Below are 25,776 nucleotides of genomic sequence, written 5' to 3'. Positions count from 1 at the left end.
TGTCGCCGGCGGGGCGCCTTCAGTCCTGCGCGAGCCGCATGGCGGCGTGGGTCTCGTCGAGCATGAGGGGTGCCGTGGCACCCCAGCCGTGGTCGTGCACGGCCTCCCCGACGGTCTCCGGCGACACCGTGGCCACCGGGAAGCAGGCCCACACGAGCGGGACGGTCGAGAGCCGCGGGAGCGTGTCGTCGAGCTGGTCGGCCAGGACGTCGAGGTCGTCGGCGAGCAGCACGGTCGCGTCGAGGTCGTCGGCGTCGTGGTCGAAGACCTCCACGCCCTCGGGCAGCGGGCGCAGCAGCGACGTCACCGCCGTCGTCCCGCCCACGGCCCACACGCGGAAGCCCTCGCCGATGCCGAGCAGGTCGGCGGTCGTCTCGCTCATCGCGCCAGTCTAGGGTCGCTCAGCGCGTCGGCCGGGCCGCGAGGTCGTGGATCACGCGCCCCTTCGCCAGGCCCTTCTGCTCGAACTTCGTGAGCACCCGCCCGTCGAACCGCCCGACCGGACCGCCCTCGACGTGCGGGCTGTCGGCGACGACCTCGGCCATCTGCTCGCCGTAGTCGGCCCAGTCGGTCGCGAGGCGCCACGTGCCGCCCGGCTCCAGCACCCGCGCGACCAGCTCGGTGAAGGGGACGGTCACGAGGCGCCGCTTGTGGTGCCGCTTCTTGTGCCACGGGTCGGGGAACCAGGTCCAGAGCTCGTGCACCGACTCCGGCTCCAGCGCGGTCGCCAGCGTCTCGGTCGCGTTCGCGACGGCCAGGCGCACGTTCGTCACCCCGGTCGCGCGCGCCTGCACGAGGGTCTGCGCGACGCCGGGCACCCACACCTCCAGCGCGAGGAAGTTCCAGTCCGGGTGTCGCTCCGCGGCTGCCACGACGTTCTCTCCGCGCCCGCTGCCGATCTCGACGACCAGCGGCGCGTCGCGGCCGAATGTCGACGCGGGGTCGATCCGCCAGCCGGGGTCGACCGACGTGCTCGGGCCGGCGCGTGGCACGTCGAGCACGTAGGCCCCGGCCAGCTCGTCCCACGCCGACTGCTGCTTCTCCGTCAGACGCCCTCCGCGTCGCGTGAACGAGACCGGCTCCCGGCGGTAGCGGGGCGCCTCGTCGGAGGAGGTGGCGGGATCTTGCGGCAGGTCGGCAGCGTCGGGCATGGCTCGAACCCTAGGACGTCCGCCACGATCGTCGGCATGAGCACCGCCGACGCCTCCCGCGACCCCGCCATCGCCCCCGACGAGAAGGACTGGACGTGGGTGCTGCGCCGGCCGTGCCCCGAGTGCGGGCTCGTCACGGGCGAGGTCGAGGCTGCCGCCGTCGGCACCCTCGTGCGGGACTCGCTGCCGCGCTGGCGGCAGGTGCTCGGCCGGGCCGACGTCGCTCGGCGTCGTCGCCCGGACGTCTGGTCCGACCTCGAGTACGCGTGCCACGTGCGCGACGTCTTCTCCGTCATGCACGACCGGCTCCGCCTGATGCTCCTCGAGGACGACGCACGCTTCGCCAACTGGGACCAGGACGCGACGGCCGTCGAGGACGACTACGCCGCCCAGAGCCCTGCGGTCGTGGCGCCCGCGCTCACGGCCGCGGGCGAGCGGCTCGCAGCAGCGGTCGACACCGTGCCGGCGGACGCCTGGGGCCGCACCGGGGAGCGGAGCAACGGCTCGACCTTCACCGTGGAGACCCTCCTGCAGTACCTCTGGCACGACGTCGCGCACCACCTCGTCGACGTCGACGCGTGACCCCCGCGCTTCCTTTGGTTTCAGGAAGAAACCAGTCCGGATCGGGATAGATTCGCGCATCTCCCTCGTTATGTAGGGTGAGGTCACATCGACCTCCTCAGAAGTGCTGAGTACTGATTCCCTGGAGGGAACCATGCAGAGCAACAACCCCGTCTTCAACCGAGCCGAGGGGTTCAACGGCCGTGGTGCGGCCACGACCCGCTCGGCAGATCCGTCGCAGTGGAAGATCGACCTCGACGGCTCGGCCTCGCAGCCCAGCCCGACCCACACCACCGGGCGTGGCAATGGTCTGATGACCATCGAGTCGTCGGTCGAGAAGACCGCGATCTCCCTCGCTGTCGTGGTCGCTGTCGCGGCTGTCACCTGGTTCATGACCCCGGATCTCTCGGTGGACTCCACCGGATTCGCCACGATCGGCATGCTGGCAACGGTCGGCGCTCTCGCGGGCTTCGCGCTGTCGATGGTCAACTCGTTCAAGAAGGTCGTCAGCCCCGCCCTGGTCCTGGCCTTCGCGGCGGCCGAGGGCGTCTTCGTCGGCGCCTTCTCGAAGATCATCGCCGCCTACGTGGGTGACCCGACGATCGTGTTCCAGGCCGTCCTGGCCACCATGGTCGCCTTCGGTGCCACGCTCGCGGCCTACAAGTTCTTCAACATCCAGGTCACCGACAAGTTCCGCAAGGTCGTCATGATCTCCATGTTCGCCTTCGTCGGCGTCATGCTGGTCAACTTCGTCCTCAGCATCACGGGCGTCCTCGAGTCGGGCGGTCTGCGCAGCTTCGACAACCCCGGTCTCTCGCTCATCGTGTCCGCGGTCGCGGTCGTCCTCGGCGTCTTCATGCTGATCATGGACTTCGACTTCGTCGAGCGCGGCGTCGAGGCCGGTCTCCCGGAGCGCGAGTCCTGGCGTGCGGCCTTCGGCCTCACGGTCACGCTGGTCTGGCTCTACATCGAGATCCTGCGCATCCTCGCCATCCTGCGCGGACAGGACTGACACCAGCAGCACCTGATCGACGGCCGGTCACCCCTCGGGGTGGCCGGCCGTCGGCGTTCCCGGACCGGACTCGTTCGTCTAGCCTGTTGAGCGGAAGGTTTCGAAGTGCAACAAGAGATCGGGGGATCTGATGACTCAACGACGGATGCTGACGAGAGCCACGGCGGCTGTTGCCGGGCTCGTGCTGGTGATGGCGGCTGGATCAACTGCCTACGCCAAGAACTGGAAGACCTACGACACCGACAGTCTCAATCGGACGGTGCCCTCCCAGAAGGCCTACAGCACCGGTAGCTCCATGGTCTGGCAGAACGAGAAGATCCGCGGTCAGGTGCCAGACGTGCGGGTGAAGTTCGCGGTCAACCTCCACGTGGACGGGGCGCGGAACTCGTGCGCGTGGCTTCGAGTGATCACCTATCAGAACAACGGATTCAAGAGGACTCAGTCGAAGCGGTTCCCCGCCAGTGCCTCGAAGAACTTCGGCTACTACAGGTTCTGTCAGGCGAGCGGGAAGGGTGTGAAGTCCTACACCGGCTCGGACGAGCTGAACAACCACGTCATCAACAACAACAACAACATCGATCTGGCGAAGGTCAGCATCTGCTACACCGCGTCGAAGTCCAGGGCGCCAAGTGGCGACTGCTACGCGTTCACCGTGAAGAAGGGCGACTACTGACCTCCTCCGCGATCCGACCTAGCGGCGGCGGAGGATGCGGGCCCAGCGGCCGTCGCGGGTGACCTCGGTGCCGTCGCGCTCGCCGGCGCGCTCCGCGGCGTCGGTCAGCGACATCGTGCCGGGGGAGCCGCCGAAGTGGGCGACGGCGAAGTCGCGGTCGCGCTCGCGCCAGGCCGCGGCGAGCGACGGCACCAGCACCGACACCATGTTGGCGTAGCCCGTCTCCGACGGGTGGAAGCGGTCCTCGCCGAACATGACGTCGTACTTCTCGGTGAACAGGACGCCCAGCAGGCTGCCGAGCGAGACCGCGCGACCACCGGCTCGCACCACGGCGATGGTCTGCTTGCGGGCGAGCGCGCGGCTCTTGCGGCGGGCGATCCAGCGCAGCGGCTGAGGGATCGGGCGCACCGTGCCGAGGTCGGGACACGTGCCCACGACCACCTGCGCGCCGCCGTCGACGAGACGCCGGACTGCCGAGCCGAGCAGTCGCGTCGACTGGTAGGCGGGCACGCGGTGGGTCACGTCGTTCGTGCCGATGATGATGACCACGAGGTCGGGGTCGAAGTCGCCCGCGGCCTCGATCTGGTCGCGCAGGTCCGAGGTCACGGCACCGACGACAGCCTCGGAGCGGATCTCGACCTGTGCGTCGAGGACGTGCGCCAGACCGATGCCGAGCATGGCCGGCGGGGTCGCGTCGGCGCGGCTCATGCCGTACCCGACGGCGGCCGAGTCGCCCAGCACCAGGCAGCGGACGGGATCGCGGGGGAGGTCCTCGCCGTACACGCCGTCGGCGCGTGGAGGTCGGGCGTCGGTGACGCCGATCGCCCGCTTGGCGACGATGATCTCGCCGAAGACGACGCCCCAGTAGCCGGTGACGGCGGCGAGCCCTCCGACCGCGACCTGGGACGCGATCTTGTTCGGGGCTCTCACGTCGCCATGCTAGAGGTCCGTGCGACGGGGGGCCGCCCCAGGCGCTGCCCAGCGGGCGTGTGGGTGCTCACACCTACGATGAGCCGCGTGAGCGTCACCCTCCCGAACTTCCGCGACGTGGGCGGCGTGGTCGGCCACGACGGCGCCACCGTGCGCACCGGTCTGCTGCTGCGCAGCGGCGTCCCCGAGCCCACCGACACCGTGCCCGACGGCACGCCGTGGCCGCCCGCCCTGGTCGTCGACCTGCGCTCCTCGATGGAGCACGGCGGGTCGCACCCGCTCGCGCCCCTCGGCCCACGGGTCGTCACGCTGTCGCTGCTGTCGTCGCTCGCGCCCGGCTGGCACGAGGACACGCCCACGCTGACGCACCTGTACGGCAAGGTCCTCGACACCGCGGGCCCGTTGCTCGTCCAGCTGGTCGACGAGGTCGCGAGCACGGCGGCCGAGGGCGGGGCGTCGCTGGTGCACTGTGCGGCAGGCAAGGACCGCACCGGCATCTCCGTGGCCCTGCTGCTGCGGCTGCTCGGCGTCCCGCGCGACGACGTCGCCGCCGACTACATGCTCACCGAGCACGCCACCGCCGCGATCGACGCGCGGCTGCGCGCCCCGGGCTCCGACCACCCGCCCGTGCCTGCAGCCTTCCTCACGGTGCCGCGCGAGGCGATCGAGCACGTCCTCGACCGCTGGCAGGAGCATCCCGGCGGGGTCGACGCATGGTTCGCCTCGGTGGGTGGCGACACCAGGACCGTCGAGCGGCTGCGCACCGCGTTCCTCGTCTGAGGCACGCGTCCAGGGCTCAGGACTCCGCGAGGCGTGCGATCGTCTTGCCGGTGAGCCGGTAGGCCAGCCACTCCTCCTGCGGCACGGCCTCCAGCGACTCGTAGAACCGGATCGCGGGGGAGTTCCACCGCAGCACGTCCCACTCCACGCGCGAGTAGCCGCGCTCGGTCGCGATCCGCGCGAGGGCGGTGAGCAGCCCGCGCCCGATGCCGCTGCCCCGCCGCGTCGGCCGCACGTAGAGGTCCTCGAGGTGGATGCCCGGCACGCCGTCCCAGGTCGAGAACGTCTGGTACCAGAGGGCGAAGCCCACGACCCGGCCCTCCCCGGACTGCGCGACGAGGGCGTGGGCCGGCGGGTCGGCGCCGAACAGCGCCTCGTAGAGCTGCACCGACGTCATCCGTGCCTGGTCGACGGCCTTCTCGTAGTCGGCGAGCTCGCGCACCATGGCGACGATGTCGGCCACGTCCTCGGGGCGGGCCTCCCGCACTCCGGGCGGCATCAGCAACGTCGTCACGCGACGAGCGTAGGGCCGAAAGACCCGGGCCGTGCGGTGAACGCGTCACGGGGTTGCCCTGCGCGGGCGGCGTGCCCTACGCTCATTTCGGATACCGACGGTATCTGGACTTGAGAGGACGCAGCGCATGACCCACTACAGCCACAAGGTCGCCGTCGTGACGGGGGCCGCCTCCGGCATCGGGCGCGCGCTCGCGGTCGAGCTCGGCCGACGCGGCGCCACGGTCGCCGTCTGCGACGTCGACGCCGCCGGTCTGGCCGAGACGCAGCGTCTCGTGGAGGCCACCGGGGCGCGCGTGCGCGGCGACCTCGTCGACGTCGCCGAGCGCGAGCGCGTCGAGGAGTACGCCCGCGACGTCGTCGGCGACCTCGGTCGCGTGAACCTGGTCTTCAACAACGCCGGCATCGCCTACTCCGGCACCGTCGAGGAGATGTCGTACAAGGACGTCGAGAAGATCATGGACGTCGACTTCTGGGGCGTCGTCCACGGCACGAAGGCGTTCCTGCCGCACCTCGTGGAGTCCGGTGACGGTCACGTCGTCAACATCTCCAGCATCTTCGGCATGTTCGCGATGCCGTCGCAGAGCGCCTACAACGCCGCCAAGTTCGCGGTGCGCGGGTTCACCGAGTCGCTGCGCCAGGAGATGGCGCTGACCGGACGACCGGTCAAGGTCACGTGCGTGCACCCCGGTGGCATCGCCACGAACATCGCCCGCAACGCCGACCAGGCCGAGGGGCGCGACCACGACGAGCTCGCGCGGTCCTTCGACAAGGTGGCCCGCACGTCGCCGGAGAAGGCGGCGCAGGTCATCCTCGCCGGCGTCGAGAAGGGCAAGGCGCGCGTCCTCGTGGGCGCCGACGCCCACGTCCTCGACCTCTCGGTGCGACTGCTCGGCTCGCGCTACCAGAGCGTGTTCGCGGCCGCCGGGCGCCGACTCGGCCTCTGACGTGCAGCGCCCCCGCCACCAGGGGTGACGGGGGCGCGGTACGCGGGCTGGATCAGCCCTGCGTGATCTCGATCCGGGTCGGCTCGGTGCCGGCGAACACACCGGCCACGCGGACCGACAGGATGCCGGCGTCGTACGAGGCGCTGATGGCGTCGGCCGTGACGTGGCCGGGGAGCCCGAAGGTGCGCTCGAACGAGCCGTAGCGGATCTCGCTGATCCGGCGGCTGTTCTCGCCGTCCTCCTCGGAGCGCTCGTCGCGACGCTCGCCCTTGACGACGAGCCGTCCGCCGGTCACCTCGACGGAGACGTCGTTCGAGACGTCGATGCCGGGGAGCTCGAGCCGCACGACGACGTCGTCGCCGTCACGGACGGTCTCGACGGCGGGCGTGAAGTCGAGGCGGGCTGCCGAGCCCTGGGTCGGGCTGAACGCGCTGCGGACGAGCGAATCGAACTCGGCGAAGGGGTCACGGCGGGTGAAGACGGAGACGTTGCTCATGATGGTCCTCCTGGTTGGTCGTTCGGTCCGGCCACCGCGACCGGACATCCAGTTCAACTTGAGTCTAGTCGACTCAATTCCCCTGACAAGGAGCGTGTGCGTTCGCCGATGGCGAACGAGCGTCAGGTGCGGGTCGGGACGTCGTCGAGCGCGACGCCGGCAGCCTGCGCGACCTCGCGGTAGTCCTTCGCGAGAGAGTCGATCGTGGCGTGCGCGTTGAGGCCGCTGGGGTTCGGCACGACCCAGAGCTCGGCCCCCTCGAGGTCGTGCGACTGGCGGCCGAGCCGGGCCCGGCGGTCGGCGAACGCGACGCGGTAGCTCGTGACCCCGGCGACGGCGACCACCCGCGGACCGTACGCACGGACGGCGGAGGCGACGCGCTCGCGACCGGCGCGCACCTCCTCGTCGTCCAGCTCGTCGGCCCGTGCTGTGGGTCGGGGCGAGAGGTTGGTGATCCCGACGCCGCGCGCGAGGAGGACGGGGGCCGCCAGCTCGGGCGTCGTGGCCGTCTCGGGCAGCACCCCGGCCCGCCGCAGAGCCGGGTAGAAGCGGTTGCCCGGGTGCGCGAAGTGGTACCCGGTGCGGGCGGTCAGCGGGCTGGGGTTGATGCCGACCAGCAGCAGCCGCATGCCGGGGCCGGCCAGGTCGGGCACCTCGGGCAGGTCGTCGAGCGACTCGCTCACGACGCGACGGCGACCGGGGCCTCGACCTCGGCGGCGCGCTGCTCGGCACGCGAGCGCAGCCCCATGACCGCCGCCGCCGTGCAGGCGACGGCGACCGTGACCATGAACGGCGCGAAGATCGTCCGCGGGCTCCAGATCGTGGCGGCCCACCCGGCGAGCACCGTCGGCACGGCCATGGCGCTGTAGGCGAGCACGTAGAACGCCGACATGACCTCGCCGCGGTGCGCCGACGGCACGTGCTGGGTCAGGTGGCGCAGCGACCCGCCGAACGCCAGTCCGAAGAACAGGCCGACGAGCGTCGAGGCCGCGGCGATGCCCCAGGCATGGCCCCACGCGACCGCGGGCACGCAGAGCACGAGGGAGGCGGCGGTGCCGAAGTCGCCGACGATGGCGCTCGTGCGGGCGGGCCAGCGCGCCCCGACGGCCTGGCTCAGCGCCGACGCCGCGGCCGACGCGGCGACGACCGCACCGCCGAACAGCACCGACGTGGCACCGATGGCCTCCGACGCGATCCGCGGGTAGAGCGACAGGAGCACGCCCAGCACCGACCAGGACGCCATCACCCCCAGCGCCGAGAACCGGAAGTGCGCGGCGATCTCCCGCGGGACGCGGGGTCGCGCCACGTGCAGGCGGACGGCGCGCTCCTCCGTGTGCGGCTCGCGCATGACGAGCAGCCCCAGCAGGAGCACCGCGACGATGCCGGCGAGGATCGCGTAGGGCAGCACCGTGGGCGCCGGCCCGCGGTCGACGATGAGCGACACCGCCACGAGCACGACCGCGATGCCGCTGTTGAACACGACGCCCGTGATCCGGCCGGTGCGGTCGCCCTCGTCGGGCCGCAGGTCGAGCAGCGCGGCCGAGGCGACGACCACCACCGCACCGACCCCCAGCCCGTGCAGGATGCGGGCGGCCAGCAGCCACACCACGGAGTCGGCGGCCATGAACAGGCCCAGGCCGGCGAGGATCAGCAGCGCGGCGACCATGAGCACGGGGCGTCGGCCGTAGCGGTCGGAGATCGACCCGGTGACCAGCACGGCAGCGAGCGCGGCCACCGCGTAGACCGCGAACACGACGGTGGTCGTGAGCGGTGCGAAGCCCCACTCCTGCGCGTACAGCGCGTAGAGGGGCGCGGGCGCACCGGAGACGCCGAGCGAGACGGCGACGAGGGCCAGGAGCATGCCGAACGCCCACCGCTGGACGGGCCGGGTGGTGGTCATGGGTCTCCTCGGAGCAGGTCGACGGCGAGCGGGCGGCCGACGCGTCGGGCCCGAACGGCGACAACGTCGATCCAGGTCGTTGCATTCCCGAACCAGTGGGCCGTCGTGCGGGGTCCCTCCTAGGCGGGACGCTCGCTCGCGCGGGACGCGCGCCGGGCCTCGACGCCCGCGTCGGAGCAGAATCCCCGACCGTGCCGCTTGAGGCAGAGCAGCCCGACGAGGAGGCCTGCCGCGTCGACGACGGCGAGCCGGCGCGACCGGGACTGCTCGAGGAGCTCCCGGGCCTCGTCCAGCGTGGTGCCGACCCGCACGGTCCGACCGTCCAGCCGGGCGTGGACGAGGGCGGGCTGGTCGTCCTCGACGTCGTCCGGGACGTCGCCCTCCACGATCACGCCGCGCAGCACCGCCCCGTCGACGACGAGGATCGCGTGCAGGTGGTCGTCGGCGAGCACCTCACGGGCGTGGCCGACGGTCAGGCTCGTCGGCCACGACTTCGGCCGGTGCAGCATCTCGTCCTCGACGACGGGGGAGGAGCGTCCCGCGGCGGGTGCGGTCACCTCACCCCCCTGCCACGGGCGGGATGACCGCCACGTCGTCGTGGTCGGAGAGCTCCACCGCGGCCCCGCGTGCCGCCTGGGCGCCGTTGACCCAGACGCGGCTCGCGTCGAGCACGGCGCCGAAGTGGTCGCCGTACCGCTCGACGGCCTCGTCGAGCAGGCCGTCGAGCGTGCCGGCATCGAAGCGGTCGTGCGTCCGGCCCGAGGCGTCACGGGCGAGGGCGAACATCAACAGGGTCGGCACGGGTTCCTCCACAGGCTCTCGGGGTCCATCTCATCTCATCCACCGATGTACGACATCTCGACGGGGGCGTCGGCCCGGCGGGTCAGGGCCGACCGGACCTCCGAGTAGCGGTCGTCGCGCCCGCCCCACACCCGGCGCAGCAGCGTGTGCAGGTCGCCGGGGCGACGGCTGCCGCGCAGCAGGCCGCGGACGTCGGTCCCGGTGGAGGAGAACAGGCAGGTGTGGACGCGTCCGTCGGCGGTCAGGCGGGCCCGGGTGCAGGTGCCGCAGAAGGGCGACGACATCGAGCTGATCAGCCCGACCTCGGCGCTGCCGTCACGCAGACGGAGACGCTGGGCCACCTCGCCGTGCCGGGTCGGCGGGAGCTCCTCGACCGGCCAGCGCGCCTCGATCGCGGCCCTGATCTCTGCCGCGGGCACCACCTCCGACCCGGTCCAGCCGTTGGTGCTCCCGACGTCCATGAACTCGATGAAGCGCAGCACGTGGCCGCTGCCGCGGAAGTGCTCGACGAGCGGCACGACCTGGTCCTCGTTGATCCCGCGCCGGACGACGGCGTTGACCTTGACCTGCGGGAACCCGGCCTGCACCGCGGCGTCGATGCCGTCGAGGACGGCCGAGACGCCAAAGGGACTGTCGCTCGCGCGGCGGAAGGTCGCGTCGTCGATGCCGTCGAGGCTGACCGTCACGCGGTCGAGCCCCGCCGCTCGCAGCGCGGCGGCGTGGCGCCCGAGCAGCACGCCGTTCGTCGTCATGGCCAGGTCGAGGTCGCCGATGGCGGCGAGACGAGCGACGAGGTCGGCGACCCCGGGCCGCAGGAGCGGCTCCCCGCCCGTGAGCCGCACGGTGCGCACGCCGAGGTCGACGGCGGTCCGCACGACCTCCTCGACCTCGTCGAAGGTCAGGAGCTCGTCGGCGGCGAGGTACTGGTGCCCGGCGCCGAAGAGCTCGCGGGGCATGCAGTAGCCGCACCGGAAGTTGCAGCGGTCGGTGAGGGACACGCGCAGGTCGCGCAGTGGCCGGCGGCGCAGGTCGAGCGTGCTCACGAGCCTGCTCCGTCCGTCGCCCCGGCCGTCGCCGCGCCGACCCCGTGACGCGACAGCCATGCGCTGGCGGCCTCCTCCACGGACGTCGCCGCCACGCCGGAGGCCGACCACTCCAGGCCCTCGGCAGCGTGCTCCCGCTTCCAGACCGGCAGGCAGGCCTTGAGGACGTCGATGCCGAACCGTGCGGCGTCGAAGGCGGCGTCGCGGTGGCCCGCGCCGACCGTCACCTGCACGCTCGCCTCGCCGAGCCGGACGACGCCGGTCCGGTGCCACAGCGCGACCGTGCTCACGTCGGACCATGTGGCCCGGACCAGCTCGGCCAGCTGCGACAGACGCTCGTGCGCGACCTGGTCGTAGGCCTCGTAGTCGATCGCCGTCACCCCGGTGTGGCCCGGGGCGTGGTCGCGCACCAGGCCCCGGAACGTCACCACCGCGCCCGTCTCCGGCCGTCCCGCCCACGACTCGGCCGCGGCGGAGTCCGGCAGGGTCGTCGCGACCAGGGTCCAGGTGTGCGCGGTCTGGCGTGCGGCGAAGTCGGGGCGCGATGCGCTGAGGGTCACGAGGGCCTCCTGTCGGTCGGAAGCCCAGCGTCGCGCAGAAGGCGCGTGTCGTGCGCACGGCCAGCGCCGGAAAGTCGACGTTCCGTGCCACGTGCGCGTTGGCACGTGACAATCGTGTGACGGGTGCCCAGGAGGCTCCCGAACTCCTTGAGGGCCCTTTCGGCGCGCGATAACCTGGCCGACACCGCAGGACCTGTGCCCGGGAGGTGCCTGTTCCCATGCTGAGCGAGTCGACGCCGGCGACCCACCATCGCGTCCAGGACGAACGCGGGTGGCGGTCGCTGCTCCGCGAGCACTTCGTCCCGCTCGACGTCGGGCACCGACGCGCCGACCTGAGCGGAGCCGTCGAGAGCCGGATGCTCGGGCACGTCCAGGTCTCGACCGTGAGCTCGGTCGACCAGGAGATCAGCCGGCCCGCGTCGCTCCTGCGCGACGGCGAGGCCCTGATGCAGGTCGGCCTGGTCCGCTCGGGCGAGGCCGTCGTCGAGCAGGACGGACGCAGGGCGCACCTGCGCCCCGGCGACTTCGTGCTCTACGAGTCCGCGCGACCGTTCGACTGGAACCTGCGCGCGCCGACGGGCTCGCCGCAGTGGGAGCTGTCCGTGTACTCGTGGCGGCGCGACGACTTTCGGCTGAGCGAGGGGTTCTCGCGCGACGTGACGGCCCGTGCCTTCGTGGCCGACGAGGGCATGGGACGGGTGCTGAGCAACCTGCTGTGCAGCGTGCTCGACGAGCAGGAGACGCTCGGGCTCGGCCACGACGGCGAGGTGGCCGACCACATCGGTGACCTCATCGCCGTCGCCGCGCAGTCGCTCCCGCGCGGGGCGACGTCGCTCGGCGCGGCGGGTGCCGGGTCCGCCGTCTCGCTGCTCGCGCGGGCGGACGCCTACATCGACGCGAACCTCGCGGACCCCGACCTCGGTCCGGCCCAGGTGGCCGACGCCATCGCGGTCTCGACCCGACAGCTGCACCGGCTGTTCGCGACCCGCGACCAGACGGTCGCGCAGACCATCCGCAGCCGCCGCCTGCACGGGGCGCGCCGCGAGATCCGCAGCAGCATCGCGCGGGACAAGTCGCTGCGCGAGATCGCCCGCAACTGGGGCTTCGTCGACCTCGCGGTGTTCGGGCGCGCGTTCCGGCAGGCCTTCGGGACGAGCCCACGCGAGTACCGCCAGCTGATGTGCGCCGTCTCGGGCGACCCACGCGCGGTCACGCGCCCGCACCGCTGAGCTTGCCGACTGCTCGTGCGGCCGGTGGCCGGAGCCTCGCCGACCGCCCACCGGGGGAGCGGCGGACGGTCGGCGAGGGTCTTGTGGTGGGAATCAGTGCTGGTCGTCGCTCGAGTGGCCGGGCGTGACCGCGGCCCCCTCGTGCACGAGCGGAGCGGCGTGGTTGACGGCGGTCGCCGCCTCCCCGAAGCCGACGCTGATCAGCGTCACCTTGTCGGGGTGGCCGCAGCAGTCGCCGGCGGCGAACACGCGGGGCAGTGACGTGCGCTGGGCCCGGTCGACGGCGACCTGGCGGCGGTCGAGGTCCACGCCCCAGCGCTTCAGCGGGCCGAGGTCGGCCTTGAACCCGAGGGCGGCGACGACGACGTCGGCGTCGCGCCGCACGACGGTGCCGGACTCGTGGGCGAGGGACACGCCGGTGACGACGTCGTCGCCGTGCACCTCGGCCACCTCGTACGGCGTGAGCACCTCGACCGTGCTCGACCGCAGTCGCGCGACGCTCGCCTCGTGGGCGCGGAACGCGTCGCGGCGGTGCACGAGGGCCACGCTGCGGGCCACGGGCTCGAGCGTCGTGGCCCAGTCGACGGCGCTGTCGCCCCCACCGACCACCACGACGTCGGCGCCGGCGTAGTCCGAGGGTCGCGGCACGAAGTGGACGACGCCGCGGCTCACGTACTCCGTGCCGACCGGCAGAGGCCGGGGTGCGAAGCTGCCGATGCCCGCGGCCAGCAGCACGGCGCGTCCGCGCAGCACCGTGCCGGCCGCCGTCGTCAGCAGCGCGTGGTCGGGGCCGGTCACGAGGTCGACGACCTGCTCGCCCAGCACGTAGTGCGGCTTGGCCGACTCCGCCTGCTCGACCAGCGCGTCGACGAGGTGCTGCCCCTTGACCGCGGCGTACCCGGCGACGTCGAAGACCTGCTTCTCCGGGTACATCGCCGCGGTCTGGCCGCCGAGGTGGTCGAGCGCGTCGACGACGGCCACCGACATCCCGCGGAATCCTGCGTAGTACGCCGCGTAGAGGCCGACGGGTCCGCCGCCGACGACGACCAGGTCGACGTCGACGTCGAAGCCCGTGGTGTCCACGGTGCCGGCCACGTCGGCGCTCATCCGGCGGCTCCGCCGCTCGGCCACGACGCGACCACGGGGTGGTCGGCGCCCAAGGGACCGATGTCCTCGGCGCCGCCCTCCGCGTGCGGGAACGTCTCGAAGAACTCGACGGCCACGTCCTTGAACTGCTCGAGCTCGGCGGTCAGCTTGTACTCCGACGCGATGGCCCCGTTGGGGCACGCGGTGACGCACTTCCCGCAGTCGACGCACTCGTCGGGGTGGATGTAGAGCATCCGGTCGCCCTCGTAGATGCAGTCGACGGGGCACTCCTCGCGGCACGCCTTGTCGGCCGCGTCGATGCAGGCCTCGGTGATCACGTACGCCATGGCTCAGGCCTCTCCCGCGCCGACCGGCGCGACCTCGATGAGCGTGTCGGAGAAGGTCGGTGCGTTGCCGAGGTCGGCGAACCGCGTCGGGTTCAGCGAGCTCAACGTCGCCAGCCCGAGCGAGTCGGACCGCCAGTGGCCGACGTAGCAGACCGTGACCCCGGGCATCGTCGAGGCGTCGACCTTGGCGAGCAGCTCGACGCTGCCGCGGTCGTTGAAGGCACGGACGACGGCACCGTTCTCGATGCCGCGCTCCGCGGCGTCGTCGGGGTTGATGATCAGCGTCGCGGGCTTCTGCACCTTCTGGTGGAACTCGATGTTCGCGTAGCTGGAGTTGATGAACGCGTGCGACTTCGGCGAGATGAGGTTGAGCGGGTACCTCGCCGCGAGGTCGGGGTCGGCCGAGGTGGTCTCCCGCGGCGGGATGTAGTGGGGCAGCGGGTCGACGGGCTGGCCCGGCTGGTGGTCGTTCGAGCCCTGGCGGAACAGCGGCACCACGAAGTTGCCGCCCGCTGCGGCCGAGGAGAGGAACTCGGTCTTCCCGGACGGCGTGCGGAAGTTGCCCTCGCGGTGCGGGGCGTACTCGTCCGGCGACGGGACGTTGAGCCGGGCCCAGCCCTTCTCCTTGAGCGAGGCCACGGTGATGCCCTCCATCGCGGGGGCCGACCAGTCGAACGCCTCCGCGATCATCTGCTCGTCGGTGCGGGTGAAGATCGGGTCGTCGTCGAAGCCCATGGCCGCGGCGAGCCGTCGGAACAGCTCGGTGTTGGGGACGGCCTCGCCGCGCGGCTCGATGGACGGGTTGTTGTACGTCGCGTACAGGTGGCCCCAGGAGAACATGATGTCCTCCTGCTCGAGCTGCGTCGTCGCGGGCAGCACGATGTCGGCGTAGCGCGCGGTGTCGGTGATGAAGTGCTCGCTGACGACCGTGAACAGGTCCTCGCGCGAGAGCCCCTCGAGCAGCCGGGCCTGGTCGGGCGCGACGACGACGGGGTTGGAGTTGTAGACCATGAGCGCGTGCAGCGGCGTCCGGAGCTCCAGCTCGCCGGTGAGCGCCTGGCCCAGGAGGTACTGGTTGACGACCTGCGTCCCGGGAGTCTGCAGCTCCGGGTGCATGAAGGCGGGCCAGTTGACGGGGAACGCCCAGAGCGGGAGCTGGAGGATGCCGCCGCCGGGGTTGCGCCACGCGCCGACGAGCGCGGGCAGGCACGACAGGGTGCGGACGGTCTGGCCGCCGCCGGCGTGCCGCTCGACGGCGACGCCGATGCGGATGACCGACGGCTGCGACGTCGCGTACTCGCGCGCGAGGGTGCGGATCGTCTCCACCTGGATCCCGGTCTCCTGCGACGCCCACTCGGGGGTGTACTGCTGGACGCGCTCGACGAGCTCGTCGTAGCCGATCGTGTGGTTCGCGATGTACTCGTCGTCGGTGAGGCCCTCGTCGATGATCACGTGCATCATCGCCAGCGCGAGCGCACCGTCGGTGCCGGGGCGGATGGGGATGTGCTGGCTGGCCTGGCGCGCGGTCTTGGTGCGCACAGGGTCGACGACGACGACCTTCGCACCGCGCTTCTTGGCCTCGGCGATGTAGGGCCACAGGTGCAGGTTGGTGCTCATGATGTTGGCGGCCCAGATGAGGATGAACCTCGAGTGGACGAGCGACTCGGGGTCGACACCGGCGGTGTCGCCGATCGTCATCGCGTAGGCGGTGCAGGAACCGGAGTCGCAGTACGTGCGCTCGGCGACGGTGGCGCCGAGCCGGTTGAAGAACGGGTCGCCGACGTTGAGACCGTTGATGATGCCCTGGGTGCCGAGGTAGCTGACGGGCATGATCGCCTCGGGGCCGTGCTCCTCCTTGACCTGCGTGAACCGGGCGGCGATCTCGGCGATGGCCTCGTCCCAGGTGATCCGCTCGAACTCGCCGGCGCCCTTCGGGCCTGTGCGGCGGAGCGGGTAGAGCACGCGGTCGGGGTGGTAGACCTTGTCGAGGTAGTTGTCGACCTTCACGCACAGGCCGCCGTTGGTGTACGGCTGCTCCTTGCTGCCGGCCACGTCGACGGCCACGCCGTCGCGGACGGTGACGACCATCGCGCAGGTGTCGGGACAGTCCTGGGGGCACGCCCCCAGGACGGTCAGCTCGCGGGTCGTGGTCTCGGGTGTCGAGTCGTCGAGCAGGGTCATCATCACTCCTGGGCTTGAGTTGGGATCTCTCAAGCCTGGGTCGTGGACCCCCCGTCCGTCGCCGGGTCGAGCGACAGGGAGTTGACGATCCGCGACAGGTCAGCCGGACCGTGCGGGCGCACCCCTCGAGCGGGCGACGCGCCAGGACGCAGGGTGGCTAGCGGCGGATCCAGTGCGACGCCTGCAGGAACACGATCGTCGGGAACGCGACCACGATCGCGCCGAGCCAGGCGTTCTCGCCGAGGAAGAACGAGACGACGAACAGGACGAGCAGCAGGACGGAGGCGACGTCGGCGCGGTTCGGGCGGTCGGGGCTCATGGCCATGTTCTACACCGACCGGCGACGGATCGGAACGTCCGTCCCACTCCTCAGCGCAGCCGGCGACGCTCGTGGGGAGGGAGGTCGTCGATCCACCGCTGGAGCGCCCGCAGGCCGAGACGGGCTCCGACGAGCAGGATGGCCGTGACCAGCAGGTGGAGCGTGACGAGGCCCGCGACGACACCGATCAGGATGGCCGGCCACCCGGACACCGTCACGACGCCGGCCCACAGGGCGATGGCGACGACCAGCTCGACCGCGAGGGCCAGGACGCCCTCGCTCACCGCTGCCGGGTCCCGCATGGTCGGCTCAGAGCCCGTCGCTCGTGTGCAGGGCGGCGACGAAGACGAAGGCGATGGTGGTGAGGGCGAGCACGACGGCCAGCACGAGGAGCAGCAGGCCGTTCGCCGCGCGTCTCCCGAGCGCGGCGTCGAGGGTCCGGTACGCACCCAGGCCGGCCGCGAACGTGGCGAGCACGCCGAGGAGGATCAGGATGCCGATGTCCACGGCGCGAGCGTAGGGCAGGCGGTCACCGTCGCGCCGCGGAAACGACGAGGTCCCGCCACACGTCGGCGTGACGGGACCTCGCTCCGGCAGGTCTCAGGCGTACGAGACGCCCGTGGCGTGCAGCGGGCAGTAGCCGAACGGGTTCTTCGCGAGGTACTGCTGGTGCAGCTCCTCGGCGTAGTAGTAGTCCTGCAGGGGCTGGATGGCCGTGGTGATGCGGCCGTAGCCGGCCTTGGTCATCTGCTCCTGGTAGCGCTCGCGCGACTCCTCGGCCTGGCGCTGCTGCTCGTCGCTCGTGGTGAGCAGGACGGAGCGGTACTGGGTGCCGCGGTCGTTGCCCTGACGCATGCCCTGCGTCGGGTCGTGGTTCTCCCAGAACACCTTGAGCAGGTCGGCGTAGCTGAACTTCGCGGGGTCGAACACGATGCGCACGACCTCGGCGTGACCGGTGCGGCCGGTGCACACCTCCTCGTAGGTGGGGTTCGGCGTGAGGCCGCCGGCGTAGCCGACCGACGTCGACCAGACACCGGGAACCTCCCAGAACGTCTTCTCCTCGCCCCAGAAGCAGCCCAGCCCGACGACCGCGACCTCGAAGCCGTCCGGCACGACGCCGGAGTCGAGCGGGGTCTCGATCGGGGTGCCGAGCACACGGTGCGTGGTGCCGACGGCGAACGGACGCTCGGAGCGTCCGGGCAGGGCGCTCTGCGCGTCGGGGAGCTCGGTCTTGCGGGTTCCGAAGATCATCGGGTCACTCTCCTTGGGTCCACCGGGGTCAACGACACTGCGCGGCTGGCTGTTCCCGCTAGTGTCGGTCCTGTGACGGGAGCACGCAGGTGAGCACGCGGCCGGAGATCCCTGTCGGCGTGGAGATCGCGACGGCCTGGGCGTGGCGGCTGCTCGTCCTCGGCGTCGCCGGGTACGCGCTGTACTGGTTGCTCAGCTTCTTCTCCGAGGTCACCGTCCCCATCGCCGTGGCGCTGCTCGGCACGGCGCTCACGATCGGTGCCGTCGACTGGCTCGACCGGCGCGGCCTGCCCCGTCTCCTGGCCACGGCGATCGTCGTCCTCGTCATGCTCGGTGGGTTCTTCGGGCTGCTCACCCTGGTCGGGCAGCAGCTGTCGACCCAGTTCTACGACCTCAAGGCGCAGGTCATCGCGGGCATCGCGCAGGTGCAGGACTGGGCCCAGAACGGACCCCTCGGGCTGAGCGAGACCCAGCTCGACCGCTACGTCGACCAGGTCGAGGACGCCATCCGCACCTTCGGGGAGCGGGCCGCGGTCGACCAGCTGGCCGCCGTCGGCACCACGCTGACGCACTTCGTCGCCGGCTTCTTCATCGCGCTGTTCGCCTCGTTCTTCTTCCTCTACGAGGGCAACCGCATCTGGGCCTTCGCCGTCGCGCTCTTCCCGCGGTCGGCACGCGCCAAGGTGCACAGCTCAGGCGAGACGGCGTGGGCCAGCCTCACCAGCTTCGTCCGCGCGACCGTGCTGGTCGCCCTCACCGACGCCATCGGCATCGCCGTCTCGGCCTGGCTGCTCGGCGTGCCGCTGGCCTTCGCCATCGGTGTCCTCGTCTTCCTCGGCGCGTTCGTCCCGATCGTCGGAGCCCTTGTCTCGGGCCTCGTCGCCGTGCTCGTGGCGCTGGTGGCGCAGGGCCCGATCGTCGCGCTGATCATGCTGGCCGCAGTCGTGGCGGTGCAGCAGTTCGAGTCGCACGTGCTGCAGCCGTTCCTCATGGGCCGCTTCGTCGCGGTGCACCCGCTGGCGATCATCATCGCCATCGCCGCCGGCATCACCGTGTCCGGCATCGTCGGCGCGCTGGTGGCCGTGCCGCTCGTCGCCTGCCTGAACGGCATCGTGCGCCACCTCGTCGAGGAGTCGGGCACACCCGTCGCCGACGACGGCCTCCCCGAGGACGACCCGCCCGAGGTCAAGGCCGAGCAGGCCTGACGCCTGCCGTCGCCTGTCGGGGGACCGGACGTGAGCGCCTAGGCTGACGTCATGGTCGACCTGAGGGACGTCGAGGCCGCGCGCGACCTGCTCGCGCCGGTGGTGGAGCGCACGCCGATGGCGCACTCGCGGTGGCTCAGCCAGCGGGTGGGCACCGACGTGCACCTCAAGTGCGAGAACCTGCAGCGCACCGGGTCGTTCAAGATCCGCGGCGCCTACGTGCGCATCGCCGGACTGTCCGACGCGGAGCGTGCCCGTGGCGTCGTCGCGGCGAGCGCCGGCAACCACGCGCAGGGCGTCGCCCTCGCGGCGCAGCTCCTCGGCACCAGGGCCACCATCTTCATGCCGGACGGCGCGGCCCTGCCGAAGGTGGCCGCCACCCGCGGCTACGGGGCCGACATCGAGTTCGCCGGCACGGGCGTCACCGAGGCGCTGGTGCACGCGAAGGCGTTCGCCGAGCGCACCGGTGCCGTGCTGATCCACCCCTTCGACCACGAGGACGTGCTCGCCGGGCAGGGCACCGTCGGGCTCGAGATCATCGAGCAGCTGCCCGAGGTCCGCACCGTCCTCGTGCCGCTCGGGGGCGGGGGACTCGCCGCGGGCATCGCGCTGCTGCGCGAGCGCCGACCCGACGTGTCGGTCGTCGGCGTGCAGGCGGCCGACGCCGCCGCCTACCCGGGCTCGCTCGCCGAGGGCCACCCGGTCGCGGGCGTGATGGGCCCGACGATGGCCGACGGGATCGCCGTCGCCGAGCCGGGGCTCATCCCCTTCGAGGTGATCGCCAAGGAGCTCGACGACGTCGTGACCGTCAGCGAGGACGCGATGAGCGCCGCGCTCATCGGGCTGCTCGAGCGCGCCAAGATGCTGGTCGAGCCGTCCGGCGCCGCGGGCGTGGCGGCGCTGCTCGACGACCCCGACCGGTTCGCCGGACCCGTCGTGCCGGTCCTGTCGGGCGGCAACATCGACGCCCTGCTCCTGCTCGACGTCATCCGCCACGGCCTGGCCGCGGCCGGCCGTTTCATGCAGCTGCGGGTCAGGTTCTCGGACCGTCCCGGCGAGCTGATGCGCCTGCTGACCGACCTGGCGGCGCTGCAGGTGAACGTGCTCGACGTCGCGCACGACCGGGCGGCGGACTCCCTCGGGGTGCGTGAGGTCGAGGTGGCCGTGCAGGTCGCCACCCGCGGCCCCGACCACGCGGCCGACGCGCTGCACCGGCTCGCCGGGCTCGGGCACCGGCTCGTCTGAGTCCCGTCGTCGGGGCTGGTCGTCGGGCCCGAGTGGTCAGGGACGCACGACGGGCAGGGTGCGGCGCAGCCAGGCGCGGTACTGCTCGTCGGTGTACCCGTAGTCGCGCACCAGGGTCGTGTACGTCTCCGCGGCCGACACCAGGTTGACCTGCACCGCCAGCGACGCCAGCTCGGTGTCGTCGACCGGCTGGAGGATGCCGAGGTCGAGCATCCAGCGGGTGGTGGCCTGGAACGCCTCGCCCTTCAACCGCACCAGCTCGGCGAAGCCCTCGGCGACCACTGGCTCGAACTGCGCCGTCGCACGCAGGTCGGTCCAGAGGTCGGCCGAGCGGGCGTGCCCGTCGGCGAGGAAGGCGATCATCGCCTCCAGGCCCTCGTCGCGGTCGGTCATGGCCAGGATCTCCTGGGCGGTCGACGCGTCGAGCAGCGACTCCCAGTCGCCCGTGCCGGCATAGCGGGTGCGGAACGCCTCCAGCAGCAGGTAGGCCTTGCTGCCGACCGACACGACGGAGTCGACCGACACCCCGGCCTGGGCCGCGATGCTCGCCAGGGTCGTGCCCACGAAGCCCCGCTCGGCGAAGCCGGCCGCGGCAGCCTCGATCACCCGACGTCGGGTCTCGGCCGCCCGCTGCGCGCGCAGGGGCGAGGTGTAGCCCCGCTTCGCCGCATCGACGCTCATGCTCCGCAACCTACCCCCGTCGCGGAGCATGACGAAAGGCCGGCTCCACGACGGGAGCCGGCCTTCGGTCAGGTGCTCAGAACGGCTTGGCCTCGACGATCGAGACCGTCAGCGTCTTGCCGTTGGGCGCCTCGTAGGAGGCGTCGTCGCCCACCTTCTTGCCGAGGATGGCGGCGCCGAGTGGCGAGGTGGGGGAGTAGACGTCGAGGTCGACGGCGGAGTCGAGGCTGAGCAGCTCACGCGAGCCGAGCAGGAAGCGCTCGACCTCGTCGTCACCGGCGAAGGTGACACCCACGACCATGCCGGCCTCGACGATGCCGTCGTCGGCCGGCTTCTCGCCGACCTCGGCGCGACGCAGCATGTCCTCGAGCTGCTGGATGCGGGCGTTGGCCTTGCCCTGCTCCTCGCGGGCGGCGTGGTAGCCGCCGTTCTCCTTGAGGTCGCCCTCGTCGCGTGCGGCCGCGATCTTCTCGGTGATGTCGGGCATGACGACCTCCTTGAGGTTCGCCAGCTCGCCCTTCAACCGGTCGTACGCCTCCTGGGTGACCCAGATGGTCTCGGTGCTGGACTGCGACATGATGCAACCTCCTGGCCGACATGCAGGTGAAAACAAGCGGAACCCCAGGCGTCGAGCCCGGGGTTGAACGACCACCCTAGCAGTCAGTCCAGGACTTGGCACGTCCTCACGACGGCGGTGACCGCCTCGCGCTCGGTGGTGATCGGCACCGTCACCCGGGTGCGCTCGCGCCGGCCCGCGGGGACGTCGATGGTCCGCTCGCCCACGACGGAGTGGTCGAGCGCCTGGGCGTAGAGGGTGCAGCGAGCGGCGACGGGGTCGGGCCGACGCACGTCGAGCGTGGCCACGACCCGGGTGGGCGACTCGACCGAGTAGCCGTGGATCTCCCCGGAGACAGGGTCGGTGTCGAGCGCGACCCATGCCGCCCACGCCACGCCGAGGAGCACGCCGACGGCAGCGACCGTGGGCCACAGCCAGCGGCCGCGGGCGCGTCGGCCGTAGCGTGCGTCGAGGGTGCTCACCCCTCGATTGTTCCAGGCGCTCCCACGGCGTCGGCTGCCGCCGTCGTCGCTCGGACGACGGGCCCCGCGCCACATCGTGCTCCGTCCGATGGAAGACTGGCGGGGTGACCGAGAAGCTGCGCCTCATGCACGTGCACGCGCACCCCGACGACGAGTCGAGCAAGGGTGCGGCGTCGACCGCCCGCTACGTCGCCGAGGGGATCGACGTGCACGTCGTCACCTGCACGGGCGGCGAGCGCGGCAGCATCCTGAACCCGCAGTTCAAGCACCCGGGCATCGAGGACAACCCCGAGCTCATCACGGAGATCCGTCGCGAGGAGATGGACCGTGCGCGCGAGATCCTGGGCGTGAAGCAGGACTGGCTCGGCTTCGTCGACTCGGGGTGGCCCGAGGGCGACCCGAAGCCGCCGCTGCCGGAGGGCTGCTTCGGCCTGGTCCCCGTCGAGGAGGCGGCGGTCCCGCTGGTGCGCCTGGTCCGCTCGTTCCGCCCCCACGTGCTCACGACGTACGACGAGAACGGCGGCTACCCCCACCCCGACCACATCAGGTGCCACGAGATCAGCGTGTTCGCCTACGAGAAGGCGGCCGACCCGACGTGGCACCCGGAGCTCGGCGACGCCTGGCAGGTCAGCAAGCTGTACTACCACCTCGGTTGGAACTGGCAGAAGCTCACGGCCATCTCCGAGGCGCTCGAGCGGCACGGCCTGGAGAACCCGTACGCCGAGCGGATGAAGGAGTGGGAGCGCAAGCCCGAGGACGAGGCCCGGCTCACCACGCGGGTCGAGTGCGCCGAGTACTTCCCGGTGCGAGACGCCGCGCTGCTCGCCCACGCCACGCAGATCGACCCGGACGGCTGGTTCTTCTCCGTCCCCAACGAGGTGCAGGCCGAGGCGTGGCCCACGGAGGACTACCAGCTCGTCGACTCCAAGGTCGAGACGACGGTGCCCGAGGACGACCTCTTCGCCGGACTGCGCTGACCTCGCCGGCGCCGCTGCCCCGTAGGATGGCGGCATGAACGAGCTCGTGACGTACCTGGTGACGGCCGAGCGGCCGCGTGGTCTCGACCCGAACATCGTGCGTCCCGGCTGGCTCGCCCTCGGCATCGTCGCGCTGCTCGCCGTGGCCGTGTTCTTCCTGGCCAAGTCGTTCGCGAAGCACACCAGGCGTGCGGCCCAGCCCTGGGAGGGTGACGCCGACGACGCGACGTCGACGACCTCCACCCGCACGTCGGCGGACGACGGCCCGGTCAGCCGCGACTGACGCTCGGCCGACCGGCGCGCGCGAGAGCGCGTACGCCGACGGCCGCGACGACGAGGCACAGCCCGACCAGGGCGACGAACGGCAGGCTCGGCTGGTCGGCCGTCACGGACCCCTGGCTCTCGTAGGCGAAGCAGACCAGCGTACCGACGGCGAGCGCGGTGGCGTAGGTGGCCGCGGTCGCGGCGCCCACGACGACGCCCGCAGCACGAGACCTCCCCGTCGCGGCCGCCGCCACGACCCACGCGATGCCGGCGGTGACGCCCGCCGCGACGAGCACGCCGGTGAGGAAGAGGGCGTGCTGCTCGACTTCGACGGTGTCCCGGAAGGCATAGGCGAAGAAGAACGCCACGGGCAGCAGGGTGCCTCCGAGGGCCACGGACGCCGCCGCCGTGACCACGGCCGTCGTCCAGACCTGGGTGGGTGTCATGGCCGAACGGTAGCGGGACGACGCGGATCATCGACCGCTCAGGGCGCTGGAGATCGAACGCTTCTGCGTTGCTGACGGGATCTCGTAGCAGACGCAGAATCCTTGGCCTTCCACCGCACGAACGCAGATTCTTGCCTCCACGACGGGAGCCGCAGCCCGAGAACCCCGGACCAGCGCAGCTGCCAGACGCCCGGTCGAGGCTCTTGCGGAGACGGGACACAGCGCCAGCCACGGCAGCGCACCAGCAAGGCCACGACGGCAGCAGCCGACGCGGCCCCGGGTCGCAGAGGAACGACCCGCGCCGCGCGCGAGGTGGGCGCGTGCCTGGCAGGGTTGAGGTGTGCCGAACCGACTCAGCGCCGCGACCAGCCCGTACCTGCTGCAGCACGCCGACAACCCCGTCGACTGGTGGGAGTGGGGCGAGGAGGCGCTCGCGCTCGCCAAGTCGCTCGACCGCCCGATCCTGCTGAGCGTCGGCTACGCGGCCTGCCACTGGTGCCACGTGATGGCGCACGAGTCGTTCGAGGACCCGGCGACGGCGCAGTTCATGAACGACCACTTCGTGAACGTGAAGGTCGACCGTGAGGAGCGCCCCGACGTCGACGCGGTGTACATGCGGGCCACGCAGGCCATGACGGGTCAGGGTGGCTGGCCCATGACCGTCGTGCTGGCGCCGTCGGGCGAGCCGTTCTTCGCCGGCACCTACTTCCCGCCGGAGCCGCGTCAGGGGCACCCGGCGTTCACGCAGGTGCTGCAGGCCCTGGCCGACGCCTGGGAGAACCGCCGCGACGAGGTCATGCAGGTGGGTGCCGACGTGCTCGCGCACCTGCGCGAGACCGTCGACGCGGGCGGCTCGGCCCTCGACGCCGACGCGCTCGACGCCGCGCAGGCGGTGCTGTCGAGCCAGCACGACGACGAGGCGGGCGGCTACGCCGGCAGCCCCAAGTTCCCGCCGTCGATGGTGCTGGAGGCCTGCCTGCGCCACTGGGCGCGCACGGGAACCGAGCGCTCGCTGGAGATGGTGCGCACGACGTGCGAGGCGATGGCGCGCAGCGGCACCTACGACCAGCTCGGCGGCGGGTTCGCCCGCTACGGCGTCGACCGGTACTGGCAGGTGCCGCACTTCGAGAAGATGCTCTACGACAACGCCCAGCTGCTGCGCGTCTACCTCCACTGGTGGCGCGCGGAGCTGGCCTCGGGAGACGAGCGACGTCAGGCGTTCGCGCGGCGGGTGGCCGTCGAGACCGCAGACTTCCTGCGCGCCGAGCTGGGCACGCCGGACGGCGGCTTCGCGTCGGCGCTCGACGCCGACAGCGCCGATCCGTCCGGTGCCGTCCACGAGGGTGCGTTCTACGCCTGGAACCCGAACCAGCTCATGCGGCTGCTCGGTGCCTCCGACGGGGCGTGGACGGCACGGCTCCTGGGTGTCACGGGCGCGGGGACGTTCGAGCGCGGCTTCTCGACCCTGCAGCTGCTGGAGGACCCCGACGACCCGGACCGGTGGGCGACGATCCGGGCGCGGCTCCTCGACGCGCGCTCCCAGCGGACCCGACCGGCGCGCGACGACAAGGTCGTGGCCGCGTGGAACGGCCTGGCCGTGATCGCCCTCGCCGAGGCAGGGGTGCTGCTGGAGGACGAGCGGTACACCCAGGCAGCCGTGCGGGCCGCGACCCTGCTGGCCGACGTGCACCTGCGCGACGGCGGGCGCGTCCTGCGCGCGTCCCGCGACGGGGTCGCGGGCGAGCACGCCGGTGTCCTCGAGGACCACGCGACCGTCGCCGAGGCGTTCGTGGCGACCCTCGGCGTCACGGGCGACGCGGTCTGGCTGGAGCGGGCTCAGGTCGTGCTCGACCGCGTGCTCGACCACTTCGGCGCCCCCGACGGCGGCTTCTTCGACACCGCCGACGACGCGTCCGACCTCGTCGTGCGACCGCAGGACGCCTCCGACAACGCCTACCCGTCCGGCACGTCGGCCGCTGCGCACGCCTTCGTCGCGCTGGCCGCCGTCACCGGCGAGCCGCGCTACCGCGACGCCGCCGAGGGCGCGGTGCGGGCCGCGGCGCAGCTGGGGGAGAAGGTGCCCCGGTTCGCCGGGTGGACGCTGGCAGCGGCGGAGGCCCTGCTGGCGGGGCCGGACGAG

General features: G+C 72.0%; 33 protein-coding genes. 11 read left to right on the top strand and 22 right to left on the bottom strand.

Going from position 1 to position 25,776, the window contains the following annotated elements:
* Window positions 1-19: 19 nt before the first annotated feature.
* Together NH339_RS01075 and trmB are read right to left on the bottom strand one after the other, a co-directional pair.
* Window positions 20-382 (bottom strand): hypothetical protein, encoded by a 363-nt coding sequence (locus NH339_RS01075; protein ID WP_253021608.1) that lies wholly within the window; start codon window positions 380-382, stop codon window positions 20-22.
* Between the two features lie 19 nt (window positions 383-401).
* A complete protein-coding gene (trmB, locus tag NH339_RS01070) occupies window positions 402-1,151 on the bottom strand; it encodes a tRNA (guanosine(46)-N7)-methyltransferase TrmB (protein ID WP_253021606.1) in 750 nt (249 codons plus the stop codon).
* Window positions 1,152-1,187: 36 nt separating this feature from the next.
* On the opposite strand from trmB, the gene NH339_RS01065 reads away from it, so the two are divergent.
* The 3 genes from NH339_RS01065 to NH339_RS01055 all read left to right on the top strand — a co-directional run bounded on the left by NH339_RS01065 (window position 1,188) and on the right by NH339_RS01055 (window position 3,397).
* Window positions 1,188-1,733 carry a DinB family protein gene (locus NH339_RS01065; RefSeq protein WP_253021604.1) on the top strand — a complete coding sequence of 182 codons (546 nt, stop codon included), beginning with the start codon at window positions 1,188-1,190 and terminating at the stop codon, window positions 1,731-1,733.
* A 133-nt stretch (window positions 1,734-1,866) separates the two neighbouring features.
* A complete protein-coding gene (locus NH339_RS01060; RefSeq protein WP_253021602.1) occupies window positions 1,867-2,724 on the top strand; it encodes a Bax inhibitor-1/YccA family protein in 858 nt (285 codons plus the stop codon).
* Window positions 2,725-2,869: 145 nt separating this feature from the next.
* Window positions 2,870-3,397 carry a hypothetical protein gene (locus NH339_RS01055; protein WP_253021600.1) on the top strand — a complete coding sequence of 176 codons (528 nt, stop codon included), beginning with the start codon at window positions 2,870-2,872 and terminating at the stop codon, window positions 3,395-3,397.
* 18 nt (window positions 3,398-3,415) lie between these two features.
* Here the strand turns inward: NH339_RS01055 and NH339_RS01050 are convergent, their stop codons facing one another.
* Complete coding sequence (locus NH339_RS01050) at window positions 3,416-4,327, bottom strand: SGNH/GDSL hydrolase family protein (protein WP_253021598.1); 912 nt, start codon at window positions 4,325-4,327, stop codon at window positions 3,416-3,418.
* 87 nt (window positions 4,328-4,414) lie between these two features.
* Here NH339_RS01050 and NH339_RS01045 point away from each other — a divergent pair, with 87 nt between their 5' ends.
* The gene (locus NH339_RS01045) at window positions 4,415-5,107 is read left to right on the top strand and encodes a tyrosine-protein phosphatase (protein WP_253021596.1); all 693 of its coding nucleotides are present in this window, start codon (window positions 4,415-4,417) and stop codon (window positions 5,105-5,107) included.
* Between the two features lie 16 nt (window positions 5,108-5,123).
* On the opposite strand, the gene NH339_RS01040 is transcribed toward NH339_RS01045, so the two are convergent.
* On the bottom strand, window positions 5,124-5,621 hold the full coding sequence (locus NH339_RS01040; protein WP_253021594.1) for a GNAT family N-acetyltransferase: 498 nt from the start codon (window positions 5,619-5,621) through the stop codon (window positions 5,124-5,126).
* Between the two features lie 127 nt (window positions 5,622-5,748).
* Between NH339_RS01040 and NH339_RS01035 the strand changes: the two genes are divergently transcribed.
* Window positions 5,749-6,567, top strand: a complete 819-nt coding sequence (locus NH339_RS01035; protein WP_253021592.1) for an SDR family oxidoreductase — start codon at window positions 5,749-5,751, stop codon at window positions 6,565-6,567.
* A gap of 52 nt (window positions 6,568-6,619) precedes the next feature.
* On the opposite strand, the gene NH339_RS01030 is transcribed toward NH339_RS01035, so the two are convergent.
* The 7 genes from NH339_RS01030 to NH339_RS01000 all read right to left on the bottom strand — a co-directional run bounded on the left by NH339_RS01030 (window position 6,620) and on the right by NH339_RS01000 (window position 11,367).
* Window positions 6,620-7,063 carry an Hsp20/alpha crystallin family protein gene (locus NH339_RS01030; protein WP_305883263.1) on the bottom strand — a complete coding sequence of 148 codons (444 nt, stop codon included), beginning with the start codon at window positions 7,061-7,063 and terminating at the stop codon, window positions 6,620-6,622.
* 122 nt (window positions 7,064-7,185) lie between these two features.
* Window positions 7,186-7,746, bottom strand: coding sequence for a mismatch-specific DNA-glycosylase (locus NH339_RS01025; protein WP_253021590.1), 561 nt, complete (start codon window positions 7,744-7,746; stop codon window positions 7,186-7,188).
* Window positions 7,743-8,963 (bottom strand): MFS transporter, encoded by a 1,221-nt coding sequence (locus tag NH339_RS01020; RefSeq protein ID WP_253021588.1) that lies wholly within the window; start codon window positions 8,961-8,963, stop codon window positions 7,743-7,745. The genes NH339_RS01025 and NH339_RS01020 overlap by 4 nt, the downstream gene beginning before the upstream one ends.
* Before the next feature lie 119 nt (window positions 8,964-9,082).
* Complete coding sequence (locus NH339_RS01015; RefSeq protein ID WP_253021586.1) at window positions 9,083-9,520, bottom strand: CBS domain-containing protein; 438 nt, start codon at window positions 9,518-9,520, stop codon at window positions 9,083-9,085.
* 1 nt (window position 9,521) lies between these two features.
* Entirely contained in the window at window positions 9,522-9,764 is a 243-nt protein-coding gene (locus tag NH339_RS01010; protein WP_253021575.1) for a MoaD/ThiS family protein, read from the bottom strand.
* 35 nt (window positions 9,765-9,799) lie between these two features.
* Window positions 9,800-10,807 (bottom strand): GTP 3',8-cyclase MoaA, encoded by a 1,008-nt coding sequence (moaA, locus tag NH339_RS01005; RefSeq protein WP_253021573.1) that lies wholly within the window; start codon window positions 10,805-10,807, stop codon window positions 9,800-9,802.
* Window positions 10,804-11,367 carry a molybdenum cofactor biosynthesis protein MoaE gene (locus tag NH339_RS01000; RefSeq protein WP_253021570.1) on the bottom strand — a complete coding sequence of 188 codons (564 nt, stop codon included), beginning with the start codon at window positions 11,365-11,367 and terminating at the stop codon, window positions 10,804-10,806. Before NH339_RS01000 ends, moaA begins: the two co-directional genes overlap by 4 nt.
* A 218-nt stretch (window positions 11,368-11,585) precedes the next feature.
* On the opposite strand from NH339_RS01000, the gene NH339_RS00995 reads away from it, so the two are divergent.
* Window positions 11,586-12,596, top strand: coding sequence for a helix-turn-helix domain-containing protein (locus NH339_RS00995; protein WP_253021568.1), 1,011 nt, complete (start codon window positions 11,586-11,588; stop codon window positions 12,594-12,596).
* A gap of 93 nt (window positions 12,597-12,689) precedes the next feature.
* On the opposite strand, the gene NH339_RS00990 is transcribed toward NH339_RS00995, so the two are convergent.
* The 7 genes from NH339_RS00990 to msrA form a co-directional block, all read right to left on the bottom strand.
* Window positions 12,690-13,703 (bottom strand): NAD(P)/FAD-dependent oxidoreductase, encoded by a 1,014-nt coding sequence (locus tag NH339_RS00990; protein ID WP_253021566.1) that lies wholly within the window; start codon window positions 13,701-13,703, stop codon window positions 12,690-12,692.
* Window positions 13,700-14,029, bottom strand: a complete 330-nt coding sequence (fdxA, locus tag NH339_RS00985) for a ferredoxin (RefSeq protein WP_253021564.1) — start codon at window positions 14,027-14,029, stop codon at window positions 13,700-13,702. Before fdxA ends, NH339_RS00990 begins: the two co-directional genes overlap by 4 nt.
* A 3-nt stretch (window positions 14,030-14,032) precedes the next feature.
* Window positions 14,033-16,210, bottom strand: a complete 2,178-nt coding sequence (locus NH339_RS00980) for a molybdopterin-dependent oxidoreductase (protein WP_253021562.1) — start codon at window positions 16,208-16,210, stop codon at window positions 14,033-14,035.
* A 157-nt stretch (window positions 16,211-16,367) separates the two neighbouring features.
* Window positions 16,368-16,529, bottom strand: coding sequence for a hypothetical protein (locus tag NH339_RS00975; protein WP_158509211.1), 162 nt, complete (start codon window positions 16,527-16,529; stop codon window positions 16,368-16,370).
* 50 nt (window positions 16,530-16,579) lie between these two features.
* On the bottom strand, window positions 16,580-16,813 hold the full coding sequence (locus NH339_RS00970; RefSeq protein WP_253021560.1) for a hypothetical protein: 234 nt from the start codon (window positions 16,811-16,813) through the stop codon (window positions 16,580-16,582).
* A gap of 25 nt (window positions 16,814-16,838) precedes the next feature.
* Window positions 16,839-17,036: a hypothetical protein gene (locus NH339_RS00965; protein WP_253021558.1), complete on the bottom strand. Its 198-nt coding sequence runs from the start codon at window positions 17,034-17,036 to the stop codon at window positions 16,839-16,841.
* 93 nt (window positions 17,037-17,129) lie between these two features.
* Window positions 17,130-17,780: a peptide-methionine (S)-S-oxide reductase MsrA gene (msrA, locus tag NH339_RS00960; protein WP_253021556.1), complete on the bottom strand. Its 651-nt coding sequence runs from the start codon at window positions 17,778-17,780 to the stop codon at window positions 17,130-17,132.
* An 89-nt stretch (window positions 17,781-17,869) separates the two neighbouring features.
* On the opposite strand from msrA, the gene NH339_RS00955 reads away from it, so the two are divergent.
* Together NH339_RS00955 and ilvA are read left to right on the top strand one after the other, a co-directional pair.
* Window positions 17,870-18,985, top strand: a complete 1,116-nt coding sequence (locus NH339_RS00955) for an AI-2E family transporter (RefSeq protein WP_253021553.1) — start codon at window positions 17,870-17,872, stop codon at window positions 18,983-18,985.
* Between the two features lie 51 nt (window positions 18,986-19,036).
* Entirely contained in the window at window positions 19,037-20,230 is a 1,194-nt protein-coding gene (gene ilvA, locus NH339_RS00950) for a threonine ammonia-lyase (protein WP_253021551.1), read from the top strand.
* Window positions 20,231-20,266: 36 nt separating this feature from the next.
* Here ilvA and NH339_RS00945 read toward each other — a convergent pair whose 3' ends face one another.
* The 3 genes from NH339_RS00945 to NH339_RS00935 all read right to left on the bottom strand — a co-directional run bounded on the left by NH339_RS00945 (window position 20,267) and on the right by NH339_RS00935 (window position 21,949).
* A complete protein-coding gene (locus NH339_RS00945; protein ID WP_253021549.1) occupies window positions 20,267-20,911 on the bottom strand; it encodes a TetR family transcriptional regulator in 645 nt (214 codons plus the stop codon).
* A gap of 76 nt (window positions 20,912-20,987) precedes the next feature.
* Window positions 20,988-21,488 carry a transcription elongation factor GreA gene (gene greA, locus NH339_RS00940; protein ID WP_067859396.1) on the bottom strand — a complete coding sequence of 167 codons (501 nt, stop codon included), beginning with the start codon at window positions 21,486-21,488 and terminating at the stop codon, window positions 20,988-20,990.
* Between the two features lie 83 nt (window positions 21,489-21,571).
* A complete protein-coding gene (locus NH339_RS00935; RefSeq protein ID WP_253021547.1) occupies window positions 21,572-21,949 on the bottom strand; it encodes a DUF4307 domain-containing protein in 378 nt (125 codons plus the stop codon).
* A gap of 104 nt (window positions 21,950-22,053) precedes the next feature.
* On the opposite strand from NH339_RS00935, the gene mca reads away from it, so the two are divergent.
* Together mca and NH339_RS00925 are read left to right on the top strand one after the other, a co-directional pair.
* Window positions 22,054-22,926, top strand: coding sequence for a mycothiol conjugate amidase Mca (mca, locus tag NH339_RS00930; protein ID WP_253021545.1), 873 nt, complete (start codon window positions 22,054-22,056; stop codon window positions 22,924-22,926).
* 34 nt (window positions 22,927-22,960) lie between these two features.
* The gene (locus NH339_RS00925; protein ID WP_253021543.1) at window positions 22,961-23,209 is read left to right on the top strand and encodes a hypothetical protein; all 249 of its coding nucleotides are present in this window, start codon (window positions 22,961-22,963) and stop codon (window positions 23,207-23,209) included.
* On the opposite strand, the gene NH339_RS00920 is transcribed toward NH339_RS00925, so the two are convergent.
* The gene (locus tag NH339_RS00920) at window positions 23,196-23,636 is read right to left on the bottom strand and encodes a hypothetical protein (RefSeq protein ID WP_253021541.1); all 441 of its coding nucleotides are present in this window, start codon (window positions 23,634-23,636) and stop codon (window positions 23,196-23,198) included. The genes NH339_RS00925 and NH339_RS00920 overlap by 14 nt on opposite strands.
* A gap of 340 nt (window positions 23,637-23,976) precedes the next feature.
* On the opposite strand from NH339_RS00920, the gene NH339_RS00915 reads away from it, so the two are divergent.
* Window positions 23,977-25,776, top strand: a 1,800-nt coding sequence (locus NH339_RS00915; RefSeq protein ID WP_253021539.1) for a thioredoxin domain-containing protein, incomplete at its 3' end; no start/stop codon positions are given.

The organism is Aeromicrobium sp. CnD17-E, assembly GCF_024124745.1.
GTDB lineage: Bacteria > Actinomycetota > Actinomycetes > Propionibacteriales > Nocardioidaceae > Aeromicrobium.
The sequence above is the reverse complement of the archived record's forward strand: the minus strand, read 5'-3'. Positions and strand labels throughout refer to the sequence as shown.